The 21,913-nt window shown below is 51.7% G+C and carries 17 protein-coding genes; 8 read left to right on the top strand and 9 right to left on the bottom strand.

Annotation, left to right across the window (positions count from 1 at the left end; genetic code table 11):
- The first annotated feature begins 165 nt into the window (after positions 1-165).
- The gene (locus NNN64_RS20125; RefSeq protein WP_271442529.1) at positions 166-1,092 is read left to right on the top strand and encodes a DMT family transporter; all 927 of its coding nucleotides are present in this window, start codon (positions 166-168) and stop codon (positions 1,090-1,092) included.
- A 42-nt stretch (positions 1,093-1,134) separates the two neighbouring features.
- Here NNN64_RS20125 and cybB read toward each other — a convergent pair whose 3' ends face one another.
- Positions 1,135-1,665 (bottom strand): cytochrome b561, encoded by a 531-nt coding sequence (cybB, locus tag NNN64_RS20130; protein WP_271442530.1) that lies wholly within the window; start codon positions 1,663-1,665, stop codon positions 1,135-1,137.
- 189 nt (positions 1,666-1,854) lie between these two features.
- Here cybB and gap point away from each other — a divergent pair, with 189 nt between their 5' ends.
- The gene (gap, locus tag NNN64_RS20135; RefSeq protein WP_271442531.1) at positions 1,855-2,856 is read left to right on the top strand and encodes a type I glyceraldehyde-3-phosphate dehydrogenase; all 1,002 of its coding nucleotides are present in this window, start codon (positions 1,855-1,857) and stop codon (positions 2,854-2,856) included.
- 126 nt (positions 2,857-2,982) lie between these two features.
- Positions 2,983-3,909 carry an alpha/beta hydrolase gene (locus NNN64_RS20140; RefSeq protein WP_271442532.1) on the top strand — a complete coding sequence of 309 codons (927 nt, stop codon included), beginning with the start codon at positions 2,983-2,985 and terminating at the stop codon, positions 3,907-3,909.
- Between the two features lie 54 nt (positions 3,910-3,963).
- On the opposite strand, the gene aldA is transcribed toward NNN64_RS20140, so the two are convergent.
- The 3 genes from aldA to hrpA form a co-directional block, all read right to left on the bottom strand.
- A complete protein-coding gene (gene aldA / locus NNN64_RS20145; RefSeq protein ID WP_271442533.1) occupies positions 3,964-5,403 on the bottom strand; it encodes an aldehyde dehydrogenase in 1,440 nt (479 codons plus the stop codon).
- A gap of 199 nt (positions 5,404-5,602) precedes the next feature.
- Entirely contained in the window at positions 5,603-6,394 is a 792-nt protein-coding gene (locus NNN64_RS20150) for a YdcF family protein (RefSeq protein ID WP_271442534.1), read from the bottom strand.
- Positions 6,395-6,521: 127 nt separating this feature from the next.
- Positions 6,522-10,424, bottom strand: coding sequence for an ATP-dependent RNA helicase HrpA (gene hrpA, locus NNN64_RS20155; protein ID WP_271442535.1), 3,903 nt, complete (start codon positions 10,422-10,424; stop codon positions 6,522-6,524).
- A 201-nt stretch (positions 10,425-10,625) separates the two neighbouring features.
- Between hrpA and azoR the strand changes: the two genes are divergently transcribed.
- On the top strand, positions 10,626-11,231 hold the full coding sequence (azoR, locus tag NNN64_RS20160) for an FMN-dependent NADH-azoreductase (RefSeq protein ID WP_005126702.1): 606 nt from the start codon (positions 10,626-10,628) through the stop codon (positions 11,229-11,231).
- Positions 11,232-11,265: 34 nt separating this feature from the next.
- Here azoR and NNN64_RS20165 read toward each other — a convergent pair whose 3' ends face one another.
- The 4 genes from NNN64_RS20165 to NNN64_RS20180 all read right to left on the bottom strand — a co-directional run bounded on the left by NNN64_RS20165 (position 11,266) and on the right by NNN64_RS20180 (position 14,736).
- Entirely contained in the window at positions 11,266-11,445 is a 180-nt protein-coding gene (locus tag NNN64_RS20165; protein WP_121584690.1) for a hypothetical protein, read from the bottom strand.
- A 129-nt stretch (positions 11,446-11,574) separates the two neighbouring features.
- The gene (locus NNN64_RS20170; RefSeq protein ID WP_137381773.1) at positions 11,575-11,901 is read right to left on the bottom strand and encodes a YdbL family protein; all 327 of its coding nucleotides are present in this window, start codon (positions 11,899-11,901) and stop codon (positions 11,575-11,577) included.
- 7 nt (positions 11,902-11,908) lie between these two features.
- Entirely contained in the window at positions 11,909-12,100 is a 192-nt protein-coding gene (locus NNN64_RS20175; RefSeq protein ID WP_271442536.1) for a YnbE family lipoprotein, read from the bottom strand.
- Positions 12,097-14,736, bottom strand: a complete 2,640-nt coding sequence (locus NNN64_RS20180) for a YdbH family protein (RefSeq protein WP_271442537.1) — start codon at positions 14,734-14,736, stop codon at positions 12,097-12,099. Before NNN64_RS20180 ends, NNN64_RS20175 begins: the two co-directional genes overlap by 4 nt.
- Before the next feature lie 298 nt (positions 14,737-15,034).
- Here NNN64_RS20180 and NNN64_RS20185 point away from each other — a divergent pair, with 298 nt between their 5' ends.
- From NNN64_RS20185 to hslJ, 3 genes are all read left to right on the top strand, one after another.
- Positions 15,035-15,850, top strand: coding sequence for an APH(3')-I family aminoglycoside O-phosphotransferase (locus NNN64_RS20185; protein ID WP_271442538.1), 816 nt, complete (start codon positions 15,035-15,037; stop codon positions 15,848-15,850).
- A 251-nt stretch (positions 15,851-16,101) separates the two neighbouring features.
- Positions 16,102-17,091 (top strand): 2-hydroxyacid dehydrogenase, encoded by a 990-nt coding sequence (locus tag NNN64_RS20190; protein WP_137381769.1) that lies wholly within the window; start codon positions 16,102-16,104, stop codon positions 17,089-17,091.
- A gap of 112 nt (positions 17,092-17,203) precedes the next feature.
- Positions 17,204-17,623: a heat shock protein HslJ gene (gene hslJ, locus NNN64_RS20195; RefSeq protein WP_048211553.1), complete on the top strand. Its 420-nt coding sequence runs from the start codon at positions 17,204-17,206 to the stop codon at positions 17,621-17,623.
- A 13-nt stretch (positions 17,624-17,636) separates the two neighbouring features.
- On the opposite strand, the gene NNN64_RS20200 is transcribed toward hslJ, so the two are convergent.
- Positions 17,637-17,903: a putative hemolysin gene (locus NNN64_RS20200; RefSeq protein WP_003020360.1), complete on the bottom strand. Its 267-nt coding sequence runs from the start codon at positions 17,901-17,903 to the stop codon at positions 17,637-17,639.
- A 274-nt stretch (positions 17,904-18,177) separates the two neighbouring features.
- On the opposite strand from NNN64_RS20200, the gene nifJ reads away from it, so the two are divergent.
- A complete protein-coding gene (gene nifJ, locus NNN64_RS20205) occupies positions 18,178-21,702 on the top strand; it encodes a pyruvate:ferredoxin (flavodoxin) oxidoreductase (protein WP_271442539.1) in 3,525 nt (1,174 codons plus the stop codon).
- The last annotated feature ends 211 nt before the right edge of the window (positions 21,703-21,913 follow it).

Genomic DNA, 21,913 nt, shown 5'->3' on the forward strand with positions numbered 1-21,913 from the left:
ATTAACTGTATTTATATACAGTAGTTTTATCTGAGCAGTTGTTCAAGAGGCTTTTTGTGGCGCTATTGCTATTCACCTGAATTATAACGACTAGTGTCTGCACAAAAGTATCGCGACATGAAACCGGGTATAGTAGCACCATAAAATCATCAAAACGGACACACTATGACTACCGCAGGGAAAAGCAATCCGCTGGCCATTGGCGGCCTGATCGCGCTAACGCTCATCTGGAGCTATAGCTGGATTGCCATGAAACAGGTCACGCACTACATTGGTTCATTCGATTTCACCGCACTACGTTGTTCTTTTGGGGCGTTGTTATTATTTATTGTCCTGATGCTACGCGGACGCGGAATGCGCCCGACCCCGTTCGGTTATACGTTGGCGATAGCCTTGTTACAAACGTGCGGCATGGTGGGATTATCACAGTGGGCGCTGGTCAGCGGCGGTGCGGGAAAAGTCGCTATTCTGAGTTATACCATGCCCTTCTGGGTGGTCATTATGGCCGCCCTTTTTCTCGGTGAACGCATGCGTCGTTTGCAGTACGTCGCTATTGCGGTGGCGGCGTTTGGATTGATACTGGTATTACAGCCGTGGCAACTGGACTTTTCGTCAATGAAGAGTGCGCTGCTGGCAATCCTCTCAGGTATCAGTTGGGGAGCCAGTGCAGTTGTCGCCAAACGGATGTACGCTCGTCATCCCAATATCGACCTGTTAGCACTCACCTCGTGGCAGATGCTGTATGCCGCGCTGGTGATGAGTCTGGTCGCCTGGCTGGTCCCACAGCGAACGCCTGACTGGCAGCCTGTCGTATTCTGGGCATTAGGATATAGCGCCGTACTGGCAACAGCGCTGGCCTGGAGCTTATGGCTGTTTGTGCTGCGTAACCTGCCTGCCAGTATCGCCAGCTTAAGCACGCTGGCGGTGCCGGTTTGTGGGGTACTCTTTTCCTGGTGGTTGCTCGGCGAAGAACCTGGCGTTATCGAAGGTAGCGGGATTGTGCTGATTGTTCTGGCGCTGGCCATCATCAGCCTGAAGAAACGCGCCACGCAGGTGCAACGCGTTGAAAAAGAGATCTCTTGCGAAAAATAATCACGGAGAAATAAAACACCCCGCATTACGCGGGGTGTTTTATCAGGAACGCTTACGCGGCATCATGCGCAGGAGCGTATTATCCTTCCAGAAATAGTGATGTAACAGAGCCGCAGCGGCATGCAGGCCAATGACAAAATAACCCAGGTTTGCCAACGTTTCGTGCCATGATTTCAGCATATCGGCCAGTTCAAAATTGGCTTCTGCCGCATGTGGCATAACAATGCCGAATGCAACCCACGGATTTCCCCGGTTATACATCATCACCAGGCCAATAATTGGCAGCGCAATAAACAGCAAATAGATAACCAGATGCCCCAGATGCGCCATACCAGTCATCATCGGTTTCGGTTTTGGTTCAATCGGGGGTGCCGGATACTTAAGTCTGACCAGCAGACGCGCCACCATCAACGCTAAAATCGTGATACCACAGGAAACATGTACCATGTTGAACCCGGGACGATAGCTGCGCGGGAAAAATCCGCGAAACTCCATGGCACTGTAGGCCACAATGACCAACAAAAAGACCAGCCAGTGAATGCCAATTTGCAGGCCAGAATACTTCTTCCCCATAACACTTCTCGAATAAAAACAATAATGCGTCAACATAACGGGCTTTTGTTAAAAATTCATTAAGTTTTGTTCACTCATTTTCAGTCAGTTACGTTTAACCGCAAAAACAGCTATTGCCGCGGATGCCTGACTGGACTATGCCTGGTAGGGAAAATATGTCGTACCGTCTCATCCTGACAGGAGAAAACCATGAGTAAAATTGGCATTAACGGTTTTGGTCGTATCGGTCGTCTGGTATTGCGTCGGCTACTGGAAGTCAAAAGCAGTGTGGAGGTCGTCGCTATCAATGACCTTACCTCACCGAAAATCCTCGCCTATCTGTTAAAACACGATTCAAACTACGGACCATTCCCCTGGAGCGTCGACTTTACCGAGGACGCACTGATTGTCGATGGCAAAAAAATTGCTGTTTACGCCGAAAAAGAGGCCAAAAATATTCCGTGGAAAAGCACAGGCGCGGAAATTATCATCGAGTGCACTGGCTTTTATACCTCAACAGAAAAATCGCAGGCCCACCTGGATGCAGGCGCCCAAAAAGTCCTGATATCCGCCCCAGCAGGAGAGATGAAGACGATCGTCTTTAACGTGAATGACGACACGATGGATGCAAGCGATCGGATTATTTCTGTCGCATCGTGCACCACTAACTGCTTGGCACCGATGGCAAAAGCGCTGCATGACAACTTCGGTATTCAGCTTGGTACCATGACCACCATCCATGCCTATACCGGGACACAGTCACTGGTTGATGGGCCACGTGGTAAGGATCTGCGAGCTTCACGCGCGGCAGCAGAAAATATCATTCCTCATACCACCGGTGCAGCAAAAGCGATTGGTCTGGTGATCCCGGCCCTGAGCGGGAAATTAAAAGGCCACGCCCAGCGTGTTCCGGTAAAAACAGGATCTGTCACTGAACTGGTGTCGATTCTGGGTAAAAAAGTCACTGCGGAAGAGGTTAACAACGCGCTGAAAAAGGCAACGCTGAACAATGCATCATTCGGCTATACCGACGAAGAAATTGTCTCGTCAGATGTCATTGGCTCACATTTCGGTTCAGTATTTGATGCGACACAAACCGAGATCACCGAAGTGGGCGATCTGCAACTGGTAAAAACCGTGGCCTGGTACGATAACGAGTACGGTTTTGTCACCCAACTGATCCGTACGTTGGATAAATTTATCACGCTTTAGTGTTATGGCGGAGGATCGCCTCCGCCTCGTTTCATTTCCCGCTAATTCAATACGTTGTGAGTCTCTCCCCGTTTTCAACTCATCAAGTGTGCTATAGCTAACCTTTGCCACAGAGGGAGCACAGTAATGGAAACACTGAGTCGTGAAACGTTAGAAACTATGATAGCGCAAGCCGTTGCCCACGCCGCCACCGTCTCAGTCTGGCCAATGGGTGAAGCCCCCGGAGCAAAAAACAGCGATGCGGTATTTACCCCCGAACCCAGACATACGGGAACCTCTCATTACGATCGTGCGGTAACCGGTATTCGTGCCCCAGAAATCACCGTCTACGCCCCCGCAAAACCGAATGGTGTGGGGATACTTGTCACCCCCGGCGGCTCTTATCGACGCGTCGTGCTGGACAAAGAAGGCAGTGCGCTGGCACCCTTTTTTAATGCCCGTGGTTATACCCTGTTTGTCATGACCTATCGCATGCCGGGGGATGGTCACGAGGAAGCGTCAAACGCACCGTTGGCCGATGCCCAACGCGCGATGCGCTACATTCGGGCTCACGCACAGGAGTGGCGAATCGACCCTGATCGTATCGGTGTCCTGGGCTTTTCCTCTGGCGGTCATGTGGCAGCCAGCCTGGGAACACGTTTTGCTGAATCGGTTTATACGCCCATAGATAGCGCAGACGAACAACCCGCCCGACCCGCTTTCATGGCACTGGTCTATCCGGTGATTAGCCTGCGTGAGAATATTGCTCATCCTGGCTCTCGCCTTGAATTAGTTGGTACGACCCCCGAAGAGCAGGATCTGCACCGCTATTCACTTGAAGAACGGGTTGAGAACACGACGCCACCAACATTCCTGCTGCATGCCATTGACGATCCGGCGGTGAAAGTCGAAAACAGTCTGGCATTTTTTAATGCGCTTCGCGCACAGGGGATTCCTGTTGAAATGCATCTGTTTGAACGCGGCAAACACGGCTTCGGTATTCGGGATACTCAAGGGTTACCGCTGGCCGTGTGGCCGGAAATGATGATGAACTGGATAGCCACAAAAGTGTGATGATTGTGCCGGGTGGCACACAGGATCACCCGGCTTATACTCAGCGTATCAGTATCAGGACTGCAGATAAACCACCTGCGTTTGCAGATATTCATGCAAGCCATGCTTACCGTCTGCACCACCAATCCCTGACTTACGCCACCCCGCATGGAACCCCTGCATCGCCTCGAAGTTTTCGCGATTAATATAGGTTTCGCCAAACTTCAGTCCTTTAATCGCCTTCATCGCCGTGTTCAGGTTTTGCGTGTAAATCGACGAAGTCAGCCCATAGTCGCTGTCGTTTGCCATCGTCAGCGCCTCTTCCAGCGTATCAAACGCTACCACCGGCAGCACCGGACCAAACGTCTCCTCGTGCATAATCGCCATCTCCTGACGCACGTCTAACAGCAACGTCGGCGGGTAATAATAGCCTTTCCCCTCTATGGCTTTACCGCCCAGCACCACCCTGGCGCCCTCCTGCACTGCGCGCGCCACTTTCTGTTCCACACGTGCCAGCGCAGCCGCATTAATGAGCGGCCCCATCGCGATGTCATTACGCTCGGCCGGGTTGCCAAACTGGACGGCTTTCATTGCCTCTCCCAGACGATTCACAAACTGGTCATAGATGCCTTTTTGGACATACACGCGTTCGGCACAGTTGCACACCTGACCGGTGTTAATCACCCGCGAGTCAACAATTGCCTTCACAGCCAGCTCAAGATCGGCGTCATCCATGACGATTGCCGGCGCTTTGCCACCCAACTCCAGACATACCTTAGTGATATTTTTCGCTGCCGCAGCCATGATTTTCTCGCCCGCCACAACGCTGCCGGTCATGCTCACCATCGCTACTTTGGGGTTCCCGGCAAGTTCCTGACCGACCGTTTCACCGCGTCCAAGCACCAGGTTAAACACCCCGCGCGGCAGACCAATATCATCAACAATCTTGGCAAAAGCGATCGCATTATTCGGCGTGAATTCACTGGGTTTAATCACAATGGTATTACCCGTCAGCAAAGCTGGTGCCAGTTTGCGGGCAATCAGGAAAAACGGAAAGTTCCACGGCAGAATGCCGGTTGTTACACCTAACGCACGCTTAAACAGCAGGATATTCTCACCCGGACGATCGCTTTGCAGGATCTCACCTTCGTAACGCCGTGCCCACTCCGCCATATAATCGATGTAGTCGGCGGTAAACGAGACTTCGACCTCGGCCAGCTGTTGGATCTTCCCGCCCTCCGCCACAATCAGCGCACTGATTTCACTTGCGCGTTGACGTATGCCAGCAGAAATTTTGCGTAGCCAGTTTGCACGTTCAATTGCAGGTAGCGCCTCCCATGCCGGCTGGGCACGCTCCGCAGCATCAATCGCTTTACGTGCATCTTCAGCGCGTCCATCGGGAATACGCGAGATCAGCTCTTCGGTCGCTGGATTGACGACATCAATCCAGGCATCGTCGTGCCAGGTCACAAACTGCCCATCAATATACATAGGATGTTGTACGGGTACTGACATGCGCTTCTCCTGTGATTGATTTGTTTTTAACAAGTAAAACTATTGTTAATTAATACCAATCATGCATGACGCATTACTGCTGGAATTGTCGTTCTGTGAGCCGCTTCATAAAAGCGTCTGGTAATGTCATAGCGAAGGGAAAAAACAGGCAGGATTTATGCCCGTTTGCGACAAAACATGCACAAACGGGCGGCAGAGATTACAGCGATCGGCTCGCCAGCAGATCAGTCAGCGCCGTATCGTTTTGCAGATGCAGCCACGCATCCTCAACTTTCTGCGGGATATCAACATGGGCGATAAAATCACGACCGCGAGGGCCATAGCCGGTTGCATCATCGCGTAGTCTCGGCAATTCGCCGGTAATCAGCGAAAGATAGCGATCCACAGACCACAGCCCCTCCGCAGTCGGCGCGAAATCCACACCGCCGTTCTGTAGGGTCAACTCAGGGATAAAACCGGGAAAACTCAACCAGCGCGGTGCCTGCAGATCATCACGGGTTACACGCTGGAATGTCGCCATCGTGCGGCGTTGCATTGTAGGGTCCTGCACCACAATGACCGTGCGAATATTTTCTGTCGCCTGGTTCAGTAAGGCACAGCTAAAGCGTGCATTCTCACCGCAGTTTGTTGACTGGTCTTCCACCCAAATCGTCTCACCCGGAATTTGCCAGAACTGGTGCGCAATATCAGCCAGGATCGCCGCTTCTGCTCGTCCGCTGGTGCGGATGATGTTATAGCGCGGATGTTGAGCAATCGCGCTATACAGAAACGTTGTGGAATGGCCTATTCCCCCGCTAATCAGCAAGGGAATCTGGTGTTCTTTTGCTATCTGGCAGGCCGCATCGATAGTCGGGATCACCGCATTCCCCGCCAGAACCACACAGTCTGCCTGAATAGCGGCGTGGTCCACAAAATCGCTCTGCGCTAACCATTGTCCTACGGTATTTATCGCCGCAAGGGTAGGCGCGGAAAGTGTTGGAAACTGTCTCATGTTCGTGACTCCTGGTCTTTGTTCTGTAGACCGGTGTAGGCCTGATAAGGCACAGCGCCAGCAGGCACCGCGCCTTATCTCGCCGGATGGCGGCGTCGCCTTATCCGGTCTACGGCACCACCACGCGTTAGCCTGAAATCTGCTCCATCGCCTGCAGAATACGTTTATCCGAGATGGGATACGGCGTGCCAAGCTGCTGGGCAAAGTAGCTGACTCGCAGCTCTTCTATCATCCAGCGGATCTCTTTGACATCATCATCTTCACGCCGCGCAGGCGGCAGTTTATTGAACCACTGCTGCCAGGCCTGCTGTACGCTATCCACTTTCAGCATCTGCGCCCGATCGCGGTGCGGATCAATCGCCAGTTTCTCCAGCCGTTTTTCAATGGCCTGCAAATAACGCAACGTATCGCCCAGACGTTTGAAACCGTTGCCGGTGACAAATCCACGGTACACCAGCCCGCCCATTTGCGATTTGATATCCGAAAGCCCCAGCGCCATGGTCATATCCACACGCCCTTTCAGACGTTTGTTGATGTTAAATACCGCCGTCAGGATCTGTTCGACCTGCTTCGCAATATCGACCACCGTGTCATTCAGCTCAGCCCGCACTTTTTCGTGCAACGCCGCAAAGCCCTCTTCCGTCCACACCGGGCCGCCGTTAGCGTCGATAAGTCTATCCACACCGCAGGAAATACAGTCGTCAATCAAATCCAGCACTTTGCCATACGGGTTAAAATACAGCCCCAGCTTCGCTTTGTTGGGCAGCTTCTCGTGTAAATATTTGATAGGTGATGGAATATTCAGCAGCAACAGACGGCGTAAACCGCACCACATCGCCTGCTGTTGCTCCAGCGGATTATCAAACAGTTTGATGGCAACGCTGTCTCGTTCATCCACCAGCGCTGGCCACGCTTTCACTTTATAGTTGCCGCGTTTTTGCTCGTAACTTTCCGGCAGTTGACCAAAGCTCCAGATGTGCAGGCCGCTCTGTTCGATACCATCATCTGCCACCGCAGACAGCGTTTCCTGGACTTTACCCTTCAACGCATCTTTCAGAGCCTGCAGTGAGCGCCCTTCCTGCAGCTTTTTGTTCTTATCGTCGACCACCCGGAACGTTATTTTCAGATGATCGGGCACTTGATCCCAGTGCCAGTCTTCACGGTCAACGGTGACGCCGGTCATCCGGCGCAGTTCACGCTCCAGCGAGTCCAGCAGCGGCAGTTCCAGCGGTGTCACACGCCCCAAAAACGCTTCTGCATAGTTCGGTGCCGGCACAAAGTTACGTCGTACCGGTTTTGGCAGTGATTTAATCAGCGCAATCACCAGTTCACGACGCAGCCCCGGGATTTGCCATTCAAAACCGCTCTCTTCAACCTGGTTTAGTAACGGCAGCGGAATATGCACGGTCACGCCATCCGCATCAGCGCCGGGTTCAAACTGGTAGCTTAACCGCAATTTGAGATTGCCCTGATGCCAGAAGTTCGGGTAATCCAGCTTGCTGATTTTCTCCGCGCCCTCTTTGATAAGCATACTCTTTTCAAAGTTGAGCAGATCCGGTGTCTCGCGGCTGACCTTCTTCCACCAGCTATCAAAGTGTCGGGCGGAAACCACATCATGGCTGATGCGCTGGTCGTAAAACTCAAACAGCGTCTCATCATCGACCAGAATATCGCGACGACGCGATTTATGTTCCAGCTCTTCCACTTCCGCACGCAGCTTGAGGTTGTCACGGAAAAACGCATGTCGCGTCTGCCAGTCACCTTCCACCAATGCATGGCGAATAAACAGTTCACGCGATAGTGCAGGATCGATCTGGCTGTAGTTCACCTTACGGGCGGCAACAATCGGTAAGCCGTAAACAGTGACTTTTTCTGTCGCCATCACCGCCCCCTGGGCACGCTCCCAGTGCGGTTCACTGTAAGAACGTTTTATCAGATGCTGGGCAACCGGCTCCACCCACTCGGGATCGATTCGCGCGGCAATGCGCCCCCACAAACGGCTGGTTTCCACCAACTCTGCAACCATTGTCCACTTCGGCGGTTTTTTGAATAAACCGGAACCTGGGAAGATCGAGAAACGGGCATTACGCGCACCGGTAAATTCCTGTTTATCCGCATCTTTCATCCCGATATGCGACAGTAATCCGGTCAGCAACGCAACGTGGATTTCCCGGTACTCAGCAGGTTCGCTATTGACCGGAATACCTAACTCTTTCACGACCTGACGCAGTTGCGTGTAGATATCCTGCCATTCGCGCACGCGCAGATAGTTAAGGAAATCAACCTTACACTGACGGCGGAACTGGTTCGATGACAGCGCCTTTTGTTGCTCGCCGAGGTAATTCCACAAATTTACAAACGCAAGGAAATCAGACTCTTTGTCGTGGAAGCGGCGGTGTTTCTCGTCGGAAGCCTGTTGCTTATCCATAGGGCGTTCACGCGGGTCCTGAATGGACAGCGCCGAGGTAATGATCATCGCCTCACGTACGCAGCCATGTTTCTGCGCTTCCAGCACCATACGCGCCAGGCGTGGGTCCACCGGCAATTGCGACAACTGACGGCCCAACGGCGTCAGTTTATAAGCGGTTTGCTGCTCGTCGGTGGTAATCGCACCCAGCTCTTCGAGCAGGCGCACACCATCCTGAATATTGCGTTTATCCGGGGCTTCAACAAACGGGAATGCGGCAATATCCCCCAGACCCAGCGCCGTCATTTGCAGAATAACGGACGCCAGATTGGTACGCAGAATTTCCGGATCGGTAAACTCCGGACGTGACAGAAAATCATCTTCTGAATAGAGACGAATACAGATCCCTTCCGATACACGACCACAGCGACCTTTACGTTGGTTCGCAGAGGCCTGCGACACCGGTTCAATCGGCAAGCGCTGCACTTTGGTTCGGTAGCTGTAGCGGCTGATACGCGCCGTTCCCGGGTCAATCACATATTTGATACCCGGAACAGTCAGTGAGGTTTCTGCCACGTTAGTGGCCAACACAATGCGCCGTCCGCTGTGCGACTGGAACACACGGTTCTGCTCACTGTTGGAGAGGCGGGCGTACAGCGGCAACACTTCGGTATGACGTAAATCCAGTTTGTTCAGTGCATCAGCGGTATCGCGAATTTCACGTTCACCACTCATGAAGATCAGAATGTCACCCTGACTTTCACGTCCCAGTTCATCAACGGCATCGAAAATTGCCTGCAACTGGTCGCGTTCGGTGTCATCCGCATCTTCAACAATCGGGCGATAGCGTACTTCTACTGGATACGTTCGACCGGAGACTTCGATAATTGGCGCGTTATTGAAATGCTTTGAAAAACGCTCCGGATCGATAGTCGCCGAGGTGATGATAATTTTCAGATCTGGACGGCGCGGCAGAAGCTCTTTCAGATAGCCGAGCAGAAAGTCGATGTTCAGACTGCGTTCGTGCGCTTCATCGATGATGATGGTGTCGTACTGCATCAGCATCCGATCCTGCTGGATTTCCGCCAGCAGAATACCGTCCGTCATCAGCTTAACCATGGTGTTATCGCCGACATGATCGCTAAAGCGGACTTTATAGCCGATACAGCCACCCGGCTCAGTGTGTAGCTCTTCAGCAATACGATTAGCGACGGTACGTGCGGCAAGGCGACGCGGCTGGGTATGGCCGATCAACCCCTTCACCCCTCGCCCCAGCTCCATACAAATTTTTGGTAGCTGGGTGGTTTTACCTGAACCGGTTTCCCCGGCAACTATCACCACCTGATGGTCGCGAATGGCTTCCAGAATATCCTGTTTTTTCTGGCTGACAGGCAGGTTTTCCGGGTAGGTAATTGTCGGTCGAGCAGCTTCACGCAGCACAACCTTACCGGCTGCCTGGTCAATCTCTTTTGCCATCTCCTGGTAAATGGCCTGTTGTGCATCAGGATTTTTAACCTTCTTCACGCCGTGCAGGCGACGAGAAAAACGCTGTCTGTCGCGCAGCATCAGCGATTCCAGCTGTTGCTGCAGGATGTTGAAGGTTAATTTTTGTTGTTCTGTCATAGCGTTAGAGGGCAGTGCTCTGCCGGGTTAAATCTCTTGTAGATGATGGGTATAGAGTACCACATCGGCGCTTTTCATGTGTTGTTCAATAATTTCGAACATAGGATTCGATATATTGCGCTATCACTGCGGCAGGATTGTGAATAAAGTGTCAACAAGCAACGGGGCACATCCCCTTCAAACACATAAAAGGAAACACCCATGAGCAAGGTATTAGTTCTTAAATCCAGTATTCTGGCAGGGTACTCTCAGTCTGGTCAGTTGTCTGATTATTTTGTTGAACAGTGGCGTGAAAAGCACTCTGCTGACGAAATCACCGTCCGTGACCTGGCTGCAAATCCTGTTCCGGTACTGGATGGCGAACTGGTGGGTGCGATGCGCCCGAGCGATACCCCGTTGACGCCACGTCAACAAGAAGCACTGGCGCTGTCTGATGAGCTGATCGCTGAGCTGAAAGCGCATGATGTGATTGTTATCGCCGCGCCGATGTATAACTTCAACATTCCAACGCAGCTGAAAAACTACTTCGACCTGATTGCCCGTGCTGGCGTAACCTTCCGTTACACCGAGAAAGGCCCGGAAGGTCTGGTAACCGGAAAACGTGCTATCGTGCTGACCAGCCGTGGTGGTATCCATAAAGATACACCGACCGATCTGATCACCCCGTATCTGAATGTGTTCCTGGGCTTTATCGGTATCACCGACGTGAACGTCGTCTTCGCGGAAGGTATTGCTTACGGTCCGGAAGTGGCATCTAAAGCACAGTCCGATGCAAAAGCAGCAATCGACAGCGTCGTCGCTGCCTGATGATTGACCCTCTCACCATCCGGTGGGAGGGTACTTACTTCTTTGCCTGCTTCCCGTGAATGCGATTAATATCACGCCAAATGGTTGCATAATCCCTGCACTTCGCCAGATTTTCTTCCCAGCAATGCAGTAAAAATTGTTCCGGCTCCGCGACATCCCGGCTTAACAGCTTGAATACCCAACGATTCCAGACATACCACTTAAAAAGCCACATGATTTCACTCCAGTGACGCTACCGGAGAGGAACTATATCAACATCGATATCATGCCGTGTGGCAACTATTGCGATGTCGATGAATAATTCAAGTGAATGCAATGCTTGTCAGCCCGGCTCAGAAATGCATTATTCTTTCCTTAACCATTTGCCATTTATGCCCTGTACATACTCGCCGGGTTTGGCGCGAGCAACCAGTTTTTGCCCGGCCATTTTTGCCACTTCATCTGGCGGAATATTGTTGCTTTCAGCCAGTTGTTGGTAACTGGCGTTGCGCGCTTTATTAATCTCATTCACCAGCGCCTGCGTTTCAGCATCCGTTTTCAGCGCGACAAGATAGCCGTTAAGCGTTTCACCTACCCGTCCCTGCGTTCTGGCTTCATTCAGCGTCAATGCCCACACGTTGCCGCTCAAAAAACTTAACGCCACCAGGATCGCTACAAGCTGTTTTTTCATCGTGACCTCAGAACAGATCGCTGCGCGATTTCAGTAAACTCTCGACGTCTTTATCCACTTTGATATGGATCTCGTGCTCGATTTTGACGTTCATATTGATAGTGATGGGCTCTTTAGGCGCAGCCACTTCGATTCTGGGGGTACACCCCACCAGCAGAGATGACGCAAGCAGGCCCAGCATGGCAGCTCTCATTTTCATTGTTGTTCCTCACATTCCTTGCCTTCCGGGCAATGGGTTTCTGGCAGCGCCGCATTTTGCTCAAGCCATGCCTGTAAATTGTCACCAAAACGCAAACTGCGCCATAACGTAAATACGTTTTCCTCATGGGTGTAATTCAAATTAACGGTACCCACTTTGCCATCCACCCGGCTATTCCCCGTGACGCTTGACTGCATAGTTAATACACCCAGGTTATCCAGATTTATTTTCGTCCAGGAATGCGTTATTTCCATATAACGTAACCAGTTAATCGCCGCGCCGGCTGCCATGTTATCTTTGACGACGGCATCCGCAGTGTCTTTATCAATACGTAACGTCATTGGTCCTGGGTTGGTCAACCATCCGTCTTTGATGATCCACTTTTCGTTATTCAGCCATAACGGTAACGCACCGCTGACCGGACCCGACATAGCAAACTGCTTCGGATTTACCGCACTGATGAGTTCGCTGGAGGAGATATTCTGCACCCGTAACAATGCCGGATCGTGCTGCGGCATACGCAGTTGTTGCATAACCACTTTGCCACCCAGCAGTTCGGCGCTGACATCGCTTAACAGTAGCGGATTGTCTTCACTCCAGGGATATCCGCCCTGCAGATCGGCGGTGATGTTTGTCGCAGCAACCTGATTCACAACTTCCGCAATACGTAATGATACCGGCCCCCGCGTACCCAGTTGCCATGCGCCTTCGCCAAAACGAAACGGCAGCACAAAATCGACACCGTTAATTTGGTTATCAGGCATCCAGGCACTGCCACCTTTCAGTACGCCGTGTCCCCCCGCCTCAAATCCCTGCTCCGGCGCGGCAGAGAATGCCACCTGCGCATACAGTTCACCTTCGCGCAGATTCATTTTCCAGTCTGGTGGTACCAATGGCTGGAAAACGGTGAGTGATTGTTTTGGCCACCAGGCCTGACCACGCAGGCGGATCCCATCCCAGCGCCCATTCAACTGTACAGGACCTATTGCTCCGGCATGAAGTTGACCTTTGAACTGGAAAATCGTCGGATCAGTCCCTTCGACGCTGAACTTCAGCGTTGAAGGGGGCAAGACGCTGCCCCCGCTAAAGAGCGTATTTCCGGCATCGAGCGAAAGCGCACCGCTAAACGCCGGTTTTTCGGCATCACGGACCCACACGATCGGCGCATCCATCACCAGACGCGGTTTTTCCACCGTCATGGTGCCGTATTGCAGATGGTCAAATCCGGTCGAGAGGTCGAAAAGTCTCAAGGTGTTGTCGTGCCACTCCCCTTTGCCAGCGACATCCCAAAGCGCATGCATCGGTGTAAAACTGCCTTTGCCCCAATACCGCCACTGCCAACGGCCGGCATCAGGAAGAAAATCATTTGCCAGACCATCAAGGTGTAACTCAAAGCCCCCCATCTGGTTTTCATGCGCTCGTAAAATGGCCTGCAGACGCCCATCCACACCGCGCTGTGTCACTTTAACACCAGCCAATGGCCAGCGAATTTCGTCAATATCAAGTGAGTCGATAACTCGACCACGGGAGCGCAACAATGCCCCAGGTTCAAACGCCAGTTGCGGATCGTTCAAGCTGCCGGTGAGCCTTGCTGGTAACATGGCGTAGAAAATCAGATCGCCTTGTTTGGCTTCACCGGTCAACTGCAGCGGCATTTCGCTGTTATCCATGTTGAGCTTGCCGGGCCCCAGGGTTAACACCGCATTCCCTTTGCCGGCTTCACCTTGCGTCAGAATATTCAGACGCCCACTCACCACGGCATTTTCCAGACCGGCCTGCCAGTTTTCGACTTTCACCCCCAGACGCCCACTTAACGGGAACCCCTGATAAGGCCAGTTCCAGCGACCGTCACTGATAGTCAGTTGCTGACGCGTGATTTCCCACGGCAGATCGAGAAGCGGCTCGGCCGCATCCCGTGCCATCACGATCAGTTGCCCGCTATTTTCTTGCCATTCCAGCTCCGCATCCACAAGCGTTGGCTCCTGCGGTAAACTGAGCGTTGCGACCGTATGCCCGCTCACTGGCAGTCCGTCAGGAACCAGCGGCATCGTAAATTCCCCAACCAGTTTTACCGGCGGTTGCCCTTCAAACGCCGCAACGTCCAGTTCATTTACCGTCAGATTTTGTCCATGCAGGCGCCCCTGGAATTTAACCTTTTCCCCCTGGTAGCGAAGCTGCTGAATAGACGATGTTAACGAAAGTGACAGTTTGCCCTGCCACTCCTGCCATGGGGAGAGAACAACGTTATCGATGTTAATCCAGGTATTGGGCAGCATCGATTGCCATTCCGCCAATGTTTTAGGTGCGACGGGTGAGGGTTGCGCCTGCGGCAGTTTGGCCAGGCAAGCAGAATCCAGTTCAATGGTCTTGACGTTCAACAACCAACGACTCGGATGCGACAGTTCGGCCTGAGTAATACGTGCTAACGGGCAATCATCGACCAGATAACGAAGTTCCGGGATATACAGTCCGTGTCGGGTCAGCCGTGGACTCTCATCCAGCGCGATACGCGTATCTACCGGTAACCAAACACCCACCAGCGTAGGCACCCACAAACCGAGTGTCATCAGCAGCGTCAGCGGCATGAGAATCAATAATAAGAGGAGTGCCAGAACGGCTTTATATTTACCCTTCATGGGTAGTTAATATCCTGATTTAGCGAAAATTTAAGCCGGTTTAGGCTTGTATTGTGGCATGTTTAACTAAACATGCCCACATTAAGAATAGATGCTCCCGAAAGATATGTCGTTTTTATAGAACGCAGATCAGTCACAAAGAAACTGATAAATCAATAAGATGGAGATTAGTTACATCTGTTCAGGACTGCTATGACAGTGATGCTTCAATCAATACCTTACATTGCAAAATGATGGATTTACAGTGAGTGAGATTAGAATGCTCTGCTGTGCGTCTGTTGCCAAACAAAGGGGTTGTATGAATCATTCGCAAAGAGAAACGCTATGCGCCAGTCTGCCGTTAAACCCACTGCTGGACGCTGAACTGGCAGGTTATCAATGGGCGCGGAATAATGTCGGTCTGTCCGGGGCGGCAATTTATCACTTATATGGCAAGGCTGATGCGCCAGAGTTATTTCTAAAGCATGGCAAAGGCACCGTTGCAAATGATATCACCGATGAAATGGTCAGACTCAACTGGCTGCAGGCCTATATGCCTCTGCCCACCATCAATCATTTTAGCCGTACGGCTGATGAAGCGTGGCTTCTGACAACAGCAATCAGTGGAAAAACCGCTTTTCAGATGCTGGAAGACTATCCTGATGACCGTGGCGATATTGTTGATGCGCTGGCAGTATTCCTGCGTCGATTACATGCCATTCCAGTCAGCCACTGCCCTTTTAACAGCGACTACCCGTTTCGTCTCTCATTAGCCCATACACGAATGGTCAACGGTCTGGTAGATACCGATGATTTTGATGATGAACGTCATGACTGGTCTGCTGAACAAGTCTGGGATGCAATGCATGACCGTTTGCCATTTCCTCCCGATCCCGTTGTGACGCATGGCGACTTCTCGCTTGATAACATTATTTTTGCTGATGGCCGCGTGATGGGTTGTATTGACGTTGGTCGAGTAGGTATTGCCGATCGTTACCAGGACCTTGCGATCCTCTGGAGTTGTCTCGGGGAATTTTCACTGTCTTTACAGCAACGACTTTTTCAAACGTATGGTATTTCCGATCCAGACAGTAACAAAGTGCAGTTTCATTTGATGCTCGATGAGTTTTTTTAAACGCTACGTCTGCAATGTGGGGACGTACCGTATGTCCGTACCTGACCCCGCCTACATGGGCAAAAAATAACCAAAATCCGCATGCAGTCTGACATGAGTGAAATCAGTTGTTGAAATTAAAGAACCTGCCCACACTAACAACAGATGCGCTGGAATTTTTCATTACGTCTTTGACTATCAATAATTTTTTATATTTTGTAAAATAATTTGAATTGAATTAATGTGACGTCAAAATCACTGGAGAAAGTCTTATGAAACTCGCCATCTATAGTACAAAACAGTACGACAAAAAGTATCTGCAGCAGGTTAACGAGGCTTTTGGTTTTGAACTTGAATTTTTTGACTTTTTGTTGACGGAAAAGACAGCCAAAACAGCCCACGGTTGCGAAGCCGTGTGTATCTTCGTGAATGACGATGGCAGCCGCCCTGTTCTGGAAGAGCTGAAAAAGCACGGTGTGAAATACATCGCGCTGCGCTGCGCCGGGTTCAATAACGTCGATCTGGACGCCGCGAAAGAGTTGGGCTTGCAGGTTGTACGTGTTCCTGCCTATTCACCTGAAGCCGTCGCCGAACATGCAATCGGTATGATGATGACGCTGAACCGCCGTATCCATCGTGCTTATCAGCGTACTCGTGACGCAAACTTCTCACTTGAAGGTCTGACGGGTTTCACCATGTACGGCAAAACTGCCGGGGTGATTGGTACAGGTAAAATCGGTATTGCTGCACTGCGGATCCTGAAAGGGTTTGGTATGCGCCTGCTGGCGTTTGATCCGTATCCCAGCGCCGCCGCCCTTGAGTTAGGGGTTGAATATGTCGATCTTAAAACACTGTTTGCAGAGTCTGATGTTATTTCCCTGCACTGCCCGTTAACACCGGAAAATTATCATCTGCTCAATCACGAAGCCTTTGAGCAAATGAAAAATGGCGTGATGGTCATCAACACCAGCCGTGGTGCGCTGATTGATTCTCAGGCAGCAATCGACGCGCTGAAAAACCAGAAAATCGGTTCACTGGGTATGGACGTGTATGAAAATGAACGCGACCTGTTCTTTGAAGATAAGTCCAATGACGTGATTCAGGATGACGTGTTCCGTCGTTTGTCAGCCTGCCATAACGTCCTGTTCACCGGGCATCAGGCATTCCTGACTGCCGAAGCGTTGACCAGCATTTCTGAAACAACCTTGCAGAATCTGGCTCAAATCGCCAAAGGCGAAACCTGTCCGAACGCCCTCTTCTAATCATACCGCTCCCCTGCTTCCAGGGGAGCATTTTCAGATAACCCCCAATGATAAATCTGGCGATATCATTATCATCATGAATGCAATCCCGTCACGAACGTAGAGAAAGTTAATGAAGAAAATTGTCACGCTGATTGCGCTCAGCATGCTTATGGCTGGCTGTGTGAGCAATGGAAAAATTTCCGTCAATCGCGAACAGTTACAGCACCACCGTTTTGTTCTACAGAGCGTCAATGGCAAGCCGGTAACCGTCGCCAATAACCCACCCGAATTAAGTTTCGGCGAAAATATGACGGTATCGGGAAAAATGTGTAATCAGTTCCACGGTCAGGGCAAGCTGTCCGACGGAGAATTGAAAGTGAAAGACATGGCAATGACACGCATGATGTGCGCCGATCCACAGCTTAACGCGCTCGACGGCATCGTCAGCGAGATGTTTAAGCAAGGCGCACAGGTCGATCTGACTGCTGACCAGTTAACACTGGCTACGGCAGAACAAACGTTGACGTTTAAACTGGCGGATTTAATGTAATAAAAGCAGTGGCTCAATAATTCCCACAGCTTCCGGCGGCAAGCGACTGCTCACTACAGCGTTTGCCGTTGGGTAATGCACACATCCCGATGGCAGAACCATCCAGTTGACGAGCAACGGATAGCGAACCGCCAATCATGGCACAGTTGGCTTCTCCGGAGCTGGACATTGCGGCCTTCATGCCCGGTGCAACGTGCGCGGCCGTTGCCTGCTGAACAGGTTCACTGCTGCAAGCCGATAACAACAACGCGGCACACCCTACCCAAAACGCTGCGCGCATCTTACTCCCCTCTGAATATTAACCAAACGACACAGCCATAAATAATAGGCAGCGGAAACACTGCCGTCGAGAGGCAAAATGCGCATTTATGCGTGCTGTTTACATTTTCTGGCAATTTTTTGGCTACTCCTTTGATCAAACCATTCATTCTGTTTATTCCAGGGACACAAAAGCGAAAATGTGCCTGAAAGCCTTTTGCTAAAATAAAAGGATAATTACAGGACTCGCTACTGTTTTGCGTGTCCCTCTTTTTGCGCAATGTAAGGGTGTCAGTATGCAAACAATTGACGGTAATGGTGCGGTTGCTTCGGTTGCCTTTCGTACCAGCGAGGTTATCGCCATCTACCCGATTACGCCGAGTTCGACGATGGCAGAACAGGCAGACGCCTGGGCCGGGAACGGGCTTAAAAACGTCTGGGGAGATACCCCTCGCGTCGTAGAAATGCAGTCAGAAGGCGGCGCAATCGCGACCGTTCACGGCGCATTGCAGACCGGTGCGCTCTCAACGTCATTTACCTCATCGCAGGGTCTACTGTTGATGATCCCAACGCTGTACAAACTGGCCGGTCAGTTGACGCCATTTGTGCTGCACGTTGCCGCGCGTACCATTGCTACTCATGCACTCTCTATCTTCGGTGACCATTCCGACGTAATGGCAGTGCGCCAGACAGGTTGCGCCATGCTCTGTGCCAGCAGCGTCCAGGAAGCACAGGATTTCGCGCTGATTTCACAAATTGCCACGCTGAAAAGTCGCGTCCCTTTTATTCATTTCTTTGATGGTTTCCGCACATCGCATGAAATCAATAAAATTGTGCCGCTGGCCGATGACACGATCCTCAGCCTGATGCCGCAAGCTGAAATTGATGCACATCGGGCTCGTGCGCTTAATCCAGAGCATCCGGTTATTCGCGGGACGTCTGCCAACCCGGACACTTACTTCCAGTCACGCGAAGCGACGAACCCATGGTACAACGCGGTTTACGATCACGTAGAACAGGCGATGAACGATTTCGCCACGGCGACAGGTCGTCAGTACCAGCCATTTGAGTATTACGGTCATCCACAGGCGGAGCGTGTCATTATCTTGATGGGTTCCGCGATTGGTACCTGCGAAGAAGTCGTCGAAGAGTTACTTGCTCGTGGAGAGAAAGTTGGCGTCCTGAAAGTTCGGCTGTTCCGCCCCTTCTCCGCCAGACATTTACTGCAGGCATTACCAGAAACGGCGCGTAGCGTTGCCGTTCTGGATCGCACCAAAGAGCCAGGCGCCCAGGCAGAGCCGTTGTATCTGGATGTGATGACCGCGTTAGCAGAAGCCTTTAACTGCGGCGAGCGGGAAACATTACCACGCGTCATTGGCGGGCGTTACGGGCTTTCTTCTAAAGAGTTTGGCCCGGACTGCGTGATGGCGGTATTTAATGAACTGAGCAGCGCTAAGCCCAAATCGCGTTTTACGGTCGGTATTTATGACGACGTCACCAATTTGTCGCTGCCTCTGCCAGAAAATACCCTGCCCGGTACCGCCAAGCTCGAAGCGCTGTTCTATGGTCTGGGCAGCGACGGCAGCGTATCGGCCACCAAAAACAATATCAAGATTATCGGTAACTCCACGCCGTGGTACGCGCAGGGCTATTTCGTCTATGATTCGAAAAAAGCAGGCGGTCTGACCGTTTCTCATCTGCGCGTCAGCGAGCACCCTATCCGTTCGGCGTATCTGGTATCGCAGGCTGATTTTGTCGGCTGCCACCAGTTGCAGTTTATCGATAAATATCAAATGGCCGAGCGTCTGAAGCCTGGCGGTATTTTCCTGCTCAATACGCCGTATAGCGTGGATGAAGTCTGGACTCGCCTGCCACAGGAAGTTCAGGCGGTTCTGAATCAGAAGAAAGCCCGTTTCTATGTGATTAATGCGGCCAAAATCGCGCGTGAATGCGGTCTGGCCGCGCGTATTAACACCGTCATGCAAATGGCGTTCTTCCATCTGACACAAATCTTACCCGGTGACAGCGCCCTGGCTGAATTGCAGGGCGCCATAGCCAAAAGCTATAGCAGCAAAGGTCAGGATCTGGTTGAACGTAACTGGCAGGCGCTGGCGCTGGCACGTGAATCCGTCGCCGAGGTGGCACTGCAACCGGTTGATCCGCACAGCGCCAACCGTCCGCCGGTCGTTTCTGATGCCGCGCCTGATTTTGTAAAAACCGTGACAGCAGCGATGCTCGCAGGTCTCGGCGATGCCCTGCCCGTTTCAGCGTTACCACCAGACGGTACCTGGCCGATGGGAACCACGCGCTGGGAAAAACGCAATATCGCCGAAGAAATCCCTATCTGGAAAGAAGAATTGTGTACCCAGTGTAACCATTGCGTTGCCGCCTGTCCGCACTCGGCCATCCGTGCCAAAGTGGTCTCACCAGAAGCGATGGAAAGCGCCCCTGCCAGCCTGCATTCGTTGGATGTGAAATCACGCGATATGCGCGGTCAGAAGTACGTACTGCAGGTTGCACCTGAAGATTGCACCGGCTGTAATCTGTGCGTCGAAGTGTGCCCTGCGAAAGATCGCCAGAATCCTGAGATCAAGGCCATCAATATGATGTCTCGCCTTGAACACGTTGAAGAAGAAAAAGTGAATTATGACTTCTTCCTCAATCTGCCGGAGATCGATCGCAGCAAGCTGGAACGCATTGATATCCGAACGTCTCAGCTGATTACCCCGCTGTTTGAATATTCCGGAGCCTGTTCCGGTTGCGGTGAAACGCCGTATATCAAACTCCTTACGCAGCTGTACGGCGATCGTATGCTGATCGCCAACGCCACTGGCTGTTCATCAATTTATGGCGGTAACCTGCCCTCAACGCCGTATACCACCGATGCTAATGGCCGTGGACCGGCGTGGGCGAACTCACTGTTTGAAGATAACGCCGAGTTTGGTTTGGGCTTCCGTCTGACGGTAGATCAGCATCGTGTGCGCGTCATGCGTTTACTGGAACAGTTTGCCGATAAAATCCCGGCTGAGCTGAATGACGCCCTGCACGCGGAGGCAACACCAGAAGTCCGTCGTGAGCAAGTTGCAGCGTTACGCCAGCATCTGCAGGGCGTAGAAGGCGCACAGCAGTTACTGACCGACGCCGATGCGCTGGTGGAGAAATCCATTTGGCTGATTGGTGGTGATGGCTGGGCCTATGACATAGGCTTTGGTGGTCTGGACCATGTTTTAAGCCTGACCGAGAACGTTAACATTCTGGTACTGGATACCCAGTGTTACTCCAACACTGGCGGACAAGCGTCAAAAGCCACGCCGCTCGGTGCCGTGACTAAATTCGGCGAGCATGGTAAACGCAAGGCCCGCAAAGATCTTGGTGTCAGTATGATGATGTACGGCCATGTATACGTGGCGCAGATCTCGTTGGGCGCACAGCTAAACCAGACGGTGAAAGCAATTCAGGAAGCGGAGTCTTATCCGGGCCCATCGCTGATTATTGCGTACAGCCCCTGTGAAGAACATGGCTACGATCTCGCGCTGAGTCACGATCAGATGCGTCAGCTCACCGCAACCGGGTTCTGGCCATTGTATCGCTTTGACCCGCGTCGTGCAGACGAAGGCAAATTACCGCTGGCATTGGATTCTCGTCCACCGTCAGACGCGCTGGCTGAAACATTGCTTAATGAGCAACGATTCCGTCGTCTGAATGCGCAACAACCCGAGGTTGCGGAGCAACTGTGGAAAGACGCAACGGCTGACTTGCAAAAACGCTACGATTTCCTGGCGCAATTGGCAGGAAAAGCAGAAAAGAGCAGTACTGATTAATACGCTCAGTTAGGTATTAACCTGGAGTCCAAAAAAAAGCCCGAACAATTGTTCGGGCTTGTCAATTTATTCGCTGGGTAGTGAGCATTCCTGCCAACATACCAACGAAAATAAATTAAATCGTGACAATAAAGGCATATAACCCGCGCAGAATAACGCAATCACCTCCCCTTGTATAATTTTTATTTTATATATTTTCACAACAAAACAT

The organism is Citrobacter sp. Igbk 14 (genome assembly GCF_028069825.1).
GTDB lineage: Bacteria > Pseudomonadota > Gammaproteobacteria > Enterobacterales > Enterobacteriaceae > Citrobacter.

Coding starts and splice junctions, on each gene's coding strand:
- NNN64_RS20125 (WP_271442529.1), top strand. CDS start 166: ATGACTACCGCAGGGAAAAGCAATCCGCTGGCCATTGGCGGCCTGATC.
- cybB (WP_271442530.1), bottom strand. CDS start 1,665: ATGGGGAAGAAGTATTCTGGCCTGCAAATTGGCATTCACTGGCTGGTC.
- gap (WP_271442531.1), top strand. CDS start 1,855: ATGAGTAAAATTGGCATTAACGGTTTTGGTCGTATCGGTCGTCTGGTA.
- NNN64_RS20140 (WP_271442532.1), top strand. CDS start 2,983: ATGGAAACACTGAGTCGTGAAACGTTAGAAACTATGATAGCGCAAGCC.
- aldA (WP_271442533.1), bottom strand. CDS start 5,403: ATGTCAGTACCCGTACAACATCCTATGTATATTGATGGGCAGTTTGTG.
- NNN64_RS20150 (WP_271442534.1), bottom strand. CDS start 6,394: ATGAGACAGTTTCCAACACTTTCCGCGCCTACCCTTGCGGCGATAAAT.
- hrpA (WP_271442535.1), bottom strand. CDS start 10,424: ATGACAGAACAACAAAAATTAACCTTCAACATCCTGCAGCAACAGCTG.
- azoR (WP_005126702.1), top strand. CDS start 10,626: ATGAGCAAGGTATTAGTTCTTAAATCCAGTATTCTGGCAGGGTACTCT.
- NNN64_RS20165 (WP_121584690.1), bottom strand. CDS start 11,445: ATGTGGCTTTTTAAGTGGTATGTCTGGAATCGTTGGGTATTCAAGCTG.
- NNN64_RS20170 (WP_137381773.1), bottom strand. CDS start 11,901: ATGAAAAAACAGCTTGTAGCGATCCTGGTGGCGTTAAGTTTTTTGAGC.
- NNN64_RS20175 (WP_271442536.1), bottom strand. CDS start 12,100: ATGAAAATGAGAGCTGCCATGCTGGGCCTGCTTGCGTCATCTCTGCTG.
- NNN64_RS20180 (WP_271442537.1), bottom strand. CDS start 14,736: ATGAAGGGTAAATATAAAGCCGTTCTGGCACTCCTCTTATTATTGATT.
- NNN64_RS20185 (WP_271442538.1), top strand. CDS start 15,035: ATGAATCATTCGCAAAGAGAAACGCTATGCGCCAGTCTGCCGTTAAAC.
- NNN64_RS20190 (WP_137381769.1), top strand. CDS start 16,102: ATGAAACTCGCCATCTATAGTACAAAACAGTACGACAAAAAGTATCTG.
- hslJ (WP_048211553.1), top strand. CDS start 17,204: ATGAAGAAAATTGTCACGCTGATTGCGCTCAGCATGCTTATGGCTGGC.
- NNN64_RS20200 (WP_003020360.1), bottom strand. CDS start 17,903: ATGCGCGCAGCGTTTTGGGTAGGGTGTGCCGCGTTGTTGTTATCGGCT.
- nifJ (WP_271442539.1), top strand. CDS start 18,178: ATGCAAACAATTGACGGTAATGGTGCGGTTGCTTCGGTTGCCTTTCGT.